5 protein-coding genes are annotated in these 5,423 nt (G+C 75.1%); 2 read left to right on the forward strand and 3 right to left on the reverse strand.

Going from position 1 to position 5,423, the window contains the following annotated elements; translation table 11 throughout:
* Positions 1 to 1,237 (forward strand): alpha/beta hydrolase family protein (locus PLP61_RS14590; protein WP_502889072.1); only part of this gene is annotated, 1,237 nt, incomplete at its 5' end.
* 3 nt (positions 1,238 to 1,240) lie between these two features.
* On the opposite strand, the gene PLP61_RS14595 is transcribed toward PLP61_RS14590, so the two are convergent.
* Both PLP61_RS14595 and PLP61_RS14600 read right to left on the reverse strand, forming a co-directional pair.
* Positions 1,241 to 2,608: a VWA domain-containing protein gene (locus tag PLP61_RS14595; RefSeq protein WP_324503479.1), complete on the reverse strand. Its 1,368-nt coding sequence runs from the start codon at positions 2,606 to 2,608 to the stop codon at positions 1,241 to 1,243.
* Between the two features lie 3 nt (positions 2,609 to 2,611).
* Positions 2,612 to 3,481 (reverse strand): AAA family ATPase, encoded by an 870-nt coding sequence (locus PLP61_RS14600; protein ID WP_324503480.1) that lies wholly within the window; start codon positions 3,479 to 3,481, stop codon positions 2,612 to 2,614.
* 87 nt (positions 3,482 to 3,568) lie between these two features.
* On the opposite strand from PLP61_RS14600, the gene PLP61_RS14605 reads away from it, so the two are divergent.
* A complete protein-coding gene (locus PLP61_RS14605) occupies positions 3,569 to 5,071 on the forward strand; it encodes a hypothetical protein (protein ID WP_324503481.1) in 1,503 nt (500 codons plus the stop codon).
* A 1-nt stretch (position 5,072) separates the two neighbouring features.
* Here the strand turns inward: PLP61_RS14605 and PLP61_RS14610 are convergent.
* Positions 5,073 to 5,423, reverse strand: a 351-nt coding sequence (locus tag PLP61_RS14610; RefSeq protein WP_324503482.1) for an STAS domain-containing protein, incomplete at its 5' end; no start/stop codon positions are given.

Below are 5,423 nucleotides of genomic sequence, written 5' to 3' on the forward strand. Positions count from 1 at the left end.
CGTGCAGGCGGTGGCCTGGACCGCGCTGGCGGCCGCCGTGCGCGCGGCGCTCGACGCGCTCGAGGGCGCCGACGTGCTGGTGCACGGCTCCTTCGAGGCGCTGGACTACGCCGCCGGGCGCACCGCCGGCCGTGCGCTGTCCGCGGGGGCGGTCGCCGGGGTGCTCACCGCCCCGCTCTGGGCTCCCACCGCGGCACTGGGCGGCGGGCTGGCCCTGACGACGTACGCGCTGCTCCCGAACGGTGCGCGCCGTGAGGTGCGGGACGGCCTGACCGCGGCCGGCGCGGGTGCCATCGGAGGGCTGCAGGGCTGGGCGACCGGCCACCCCGGGGCCGTCCAGCACCTGGCCAACGGCGCCGGAGGCCTCGTGGACGGGCTGCTCCCGGTGCCCCTGCTCACCCCGTTCGGCAGGCCGGCCGGTACCGAGGACGCCGCAGCGGCACTGGCCAGGCTCTACCCCGACGACGGGACGCCCCGGGTCCGGCTCCGCCCCGACCTGCACCTGTCCGCGGCGGAGCGGCCACCGGCGGGTGTCGCCGAGCTGATGACCCGCCTGCAGGAGGCCAGCGCGTGGTCCGGGGAGACGGACTCCGAGAACAACGGGACCCTGGCCGTGCAGAGCTGGACGGGCGCGGACGGGGTACGCCGGCACGTCGTGTACCTACCCGGCACCGACGACCTGGGCACCCTGCCCTGGACGATGGACGGCGACGTGCGCGACCTGCCGACGAACCTGCGGGTGCTGGACGGCCGGCCCACCGGCTACGCGCACGGCGTCCTGCAGGCGCTGGGCGCGGCCGGCGCCGCGCCGCACGACCCGGTGCTGCTGGTCGGCCACTCCCAGGGAGGCCTGGAGGCGGCCTGGCTGGCAGCCCACTCCCCCACGGTGCACGTGGTCGGGGTGGTCACCGCCGGGTCGCCGATCGCGCTCACCGGCGACTTCCCGGCCGGGACCCAGGTGCTGGCCATGGAGCACCGCGGCGACCCGGTCCCGCTGCTGGACGGTGAGCCCAACCCGGACACCCCGGAGGAGGTGACGGTGCTCTTCGACGACCACGGCTCGGGTCTCGTGGACGACCACGACCTGGCGCACTACGTCGCCGGTGGGGCAGGCGTGGACGCCAGCGACCACCCCTCGGTGACCGCGCAGCTGGCGACCCTGCACGCCCAGGGGTTCCTCACCGGGTCGGGCGGCCCCACCGAGACCCGTGCCTTCCAGGTCACCCGGGACCGGTGAGGCTCACACCAGGTCGTGCACGAACTCCCCGAGCTGGGTGAGGTTGCGGCACTCGACCATGGGCACGACGGCCCCGTAGGCGCCGGCCGCGGAGTCGCCCGTGTCCCACAGCCGCCGGTGCTCGGGGTTGAGCCACCACGAGTGCCGGGCGGAGCCGGCCAGCTCGCGCAGCACCGGCACCGACAGGTCGCTGTAGTTCGAGCGGGCGTCGCCGAGCACCAGGAGGGACGAGCGGGGCCCCAGCGCGTCGGCGTACCGCTCGGCGAACAGGGTGAAGGCGCGCCCGTAGTTGGTGCGCCCGAACCGGGCGGCGTGCGCCGAGGCCGCCGCCAGGTCCGCCAGCACGTCGGCGACGTCGGCCCCCGGCCGGAAGTGGTCGGTCACCTCGTGGACCTGGTCGACGAAGGTGAACGCACGCACCCTGGTGAACTGGTCACGCAGGGCGAAGACCAGCAGCAGCGTGAACTGCGCGAAGCTGGCCACCGAGCCGCTCACGTCGCACAGCACCACCAGCTCGGTGCGGTGCGGACGGCGGGGGCGGTGGTGGGTGGTGAGCGGGACGCCCCCGGTCGAGACCGAGGCCCGGACGGTACGCCGGAAGTCCAGCGGTCCGCGCCGCCGGGCGTGCTGCTCCTTGGCGAGCCGGGTGGCCAGCCTGCGGGCGAGCGGGTAGATCTCGCGCCGCATCTGCTCGAGGTCGGCACGACGGGCGGCGCCGAAGTCCAGCCGGTCGATGGTGGGCCGCACGGTCACCGTGGCGACGTGCTCGGGCCCCTTCTCCTCCGCGATCCGGCGGTGCGCCTCCTCCTCCACCAGCCGCGTGAACGTGCCGACGCGGCGGCCCGCCGCGCGGCGCGCCTCCTCCTCCGGCCGGCCCTCGGCAACCAGCGCGGCGACGAGCCGCTCGACCAGATCGGTGGGGGCGACACGTTGGAGGGCGGTGTAGGCCGACCAGGACGACAGGCCCGCGCCGCGACCGGGCATGGCCCCGAACCGGCCCACCGCCTCGACCGCGAGGTCGCGCAGGTCCCGCTCCTCCCCGCCGGCCAGCGCGTCGGCCAGCGACTCCCGGAACGCCTGCAGCGCGACCGCGTTGTCCCGCACCCCGGCCGGCGCCTCCTCCCCCGACACGCGTGCGGTGGGCTCACCCACCAGCCGGGGGAAGTACAGGTCGAAGAGCGCGTCGAAGGTCGGGCGTTGGCCGGAGCGCTTCGCCACGGTGGCGGCGTACGCCTCACGCACCACCTCGCGGTCACCCCAGCCGAGCCTCCCCATCGCCGCGACCGCGTCGAGCCCCTCGGCCAGCGAGACCCGGACCCCGGCGGCCCGCAGCGCCTCCAGGAACCCCAGGTGCCGGTCGAGGAGCGCCACGGCTCAGCCCACCCGCAGCCTCAGCTCGCGCACCGCCCGGTCCTGGTCCGAGGCGTGCTTGAGCACCACCCCCAGCGTCTCGGCGACGGCGGCGTCGTCCAGGGTGCCGATCTCCAGCGCCAGCAGGGTGCGGGCCCAGTCGATGGACTCCGCGATCGAGGGCGCCTTCTTCAGCTCCAGCTCGCGGAGCCGGGCGACGACCTGGACCAGCTGCACCGCCAGGCCCTCGTCCAGGTCGGGCACCTGGGAGAGCACGATCTGCCGCTCGCGATCGAGGTCGGGGTAGTCCAGGTGCAGGTAGAGGCAGCGCCGCTTGAGCGCCTCGGACAGCTCGCGGGTCGCGTTGGAGGTGAGCACGACGTAGGGGCGCCGAACCGCGCGTACGGTACCCAGCTCGGGGATCGTCACCTGGAAGTCCGAGAGCACCTCCAGCAGCAGCCCCTCCACCTCCACGTCGGTCTTGTCGACCTCGTCGACCAGCAGCACCGTGGGCTGCTCCCGCCGGATGGCGGTCAGCAGCGGGCGGGTGAGCAGGAACTCGTCGGTGAAGATGTCGTCGTGGGTCTGCTCCCAGGACTCCGCGCCCCCGCTGGCCTGGATGCGCAGCAGCTGCTTCTTGTAGTTCCACTCGTAGAGGGCCCGGGCCTCGTCGAGTCCCTCGTAGCACTGCAGCCGGACCAGCTCGGCACCGGCCGCACGAGCCACCGCCTTCGCGAGCTCGGTCTTGCCGACACCGGCGGGGCCCTCGATGAGCAGCGGCTTCTCCAGGGCTCCCGCCAGGTAGGAGGTGGTCGCAGTGGCCGAGTCGACCAGGTAGCCGGCGGCCTCCAGCCGGCTCGTGGCCTCGCGCGGCGAGGAGAACCAGGTGCTCACCGCGTGAGCATAGGCGGTGCCCGCGGGTCGGCCCGTGGTCACCTCACGTTCGCGGCGCGTTCCAGGGCGCTCGCTAGTCTCGACGGCATGCCCTGGGCAGCTGCGGCGCGGAGACACTGGGCCCGGCCCTGGGCGCCGGTCGCGCTGGCCGTCGGCCTCGCCTGGCTGCTGCGGCTGCCCTTCCTCCAGCGGATCGCCTACCCGGACGAGGGCGGGCTGCTGCTCGTCGCCGGCGCGTGGCACGCCGGTGGCCCCGAGCTCTACGGCCGGCTCTTCGTCGACCGTCCTCCGCTGCTGCTGCTGTTCTTCCGGCTGGGCCACGAGCTCGGCGGCCTGCTCGCGGTACGCGTGCTCGGCCTGGCCGTGATCGCCCTGCTGGTCGCGGCAGCCGGCCGGGTCGGCTGGCTGATGGCCGGGAGGCGGGGCGCCACCTGGGCGGCACTGGTCGCCGCGGGGCTGACGTCCAACCCGGTCCTGGGGGCGCTCGAGGTCAACGGCGAGCTGATCGGTGCCTCGCTGGTGCTGGGCAGCGGTGCGCTCGCGCTGGACGCCGTACGCCGCGAGGACGGCCGGCGCAGTCGCCTGCTGCTGCTCGCGGCCGGCCTGCTGGCGAGCAGCGCGCCGCTGGTGAAGCAGAACCTGGTGGACGGGCTGGTCTTCGTGGGGGTGCTGGTGCTGGCCACCGCCTGGCGAGACAGGTGGGGCCTGCCCCGCACCGCCAGGGAGGTCGGGGCGCTGGGCGCCGGCGCCGTGCTCCCCGTCGTGGCGACCTGCGTCTGGGCGCTCGCGTGGGGGCCGGGGCTCGGCGTGCTGTGGGAGACCCTGGTCCAGTTCCGGCTCTCCGCGGCCGAGGTGATCGCCTCCTCCTCCTCCTCGTCCACGCAGCGCCGCCTGGTCCAGCTGCCGATGGTCGCGCTGGTCAGCGGGCTGCTGCCGGTGCTGGTGGTCGCCCTGTGGTTCGCCCGGCGCCGCCGCGACGACCCGGTGCTGGTGGCCACGGTGGCGCTGCTGCTCACCGAGGTGGCGGGAGCACTGATGGGTGGCAACTACTGGACGCACTACCTGATCGCGCTCGTGCCGGCCGCCGCGCTGCTCACCGGCCTCGCGGCGCGGGCAGGGTCGCACCCGCGGGTGATGGGCGTGACGGTGGCGGCGGTCGTGGCGTCGGCCGTGGTCGGCGGGGTCGTGGCGCTGACCCCACCGGTGACCCGGGTGAGCGCGGACGAGACGGCGGTGGCCGACTGGCTGCGCCAGGCCAGCCGGCCGGGGGACTCCGGCGCGGTCACCTACGGGCGTGCCAACATCCTCGAGAGCGCCGGGCTGCGGCCGGGCTACCGGCAGCTGTGGAGCCTGCCGGTCCGCACGCTCGACCCGCGGCTGCGCGAGCTCAGCCGCAGCGTGCGCAGCCCGCGAGGACCGGTGTGGCTGATCGAGGGGACGCCCCTGGACACCTGGGGGCTGGACCCCGGGGGCAGGGTGCAGCGCGCGGTCGAGCGTCACTACCGGGAGGTCGCCACGGTCTGCGACATCGCGGTCTACCTCAAGCGAGGCGCCACCCGGGACCTCCCCCCGGTGCCGGACTGCTCGTAGCTCACGGCCCGGCCCCAGGCCCCTGCCGGGCCACCCAGGCCCGGTAGGCGTCCACCGCGGTCGGCAGCGTCGGGAAGACGCGGTCCAGCCCGACCCGCTCGAGCAGGCCGGAGGGTTGCAGGTCCTCGGCGAGGTCCTGCTTGACCCGTGCCATCCCGAAGACGATGCCACGCTCGGCCAGCTCGTGGCGCAGCTCCTCCAGCGCGTCCACGGCGGTGATGTCGACCTCCACGTTGGCCTCCGCGTTGAGCACGAACCACCGGACCGGATGGGGGGCCCCGGCGATCGCGGTGAGGGCCCGGCGCCGGAAGTCCTCGGCGTTGGCGAAGAACAGCGGCGAGTCGTAGCGGTA

Source organism: Nocardioides sp., assembly GCF_035429765.1.
Taxonomy (GTDB): Bacteria; Actinomycetota; Actinomycetes; order Propionibacteriales; family Nocardioidaceae; genus Nocardioides.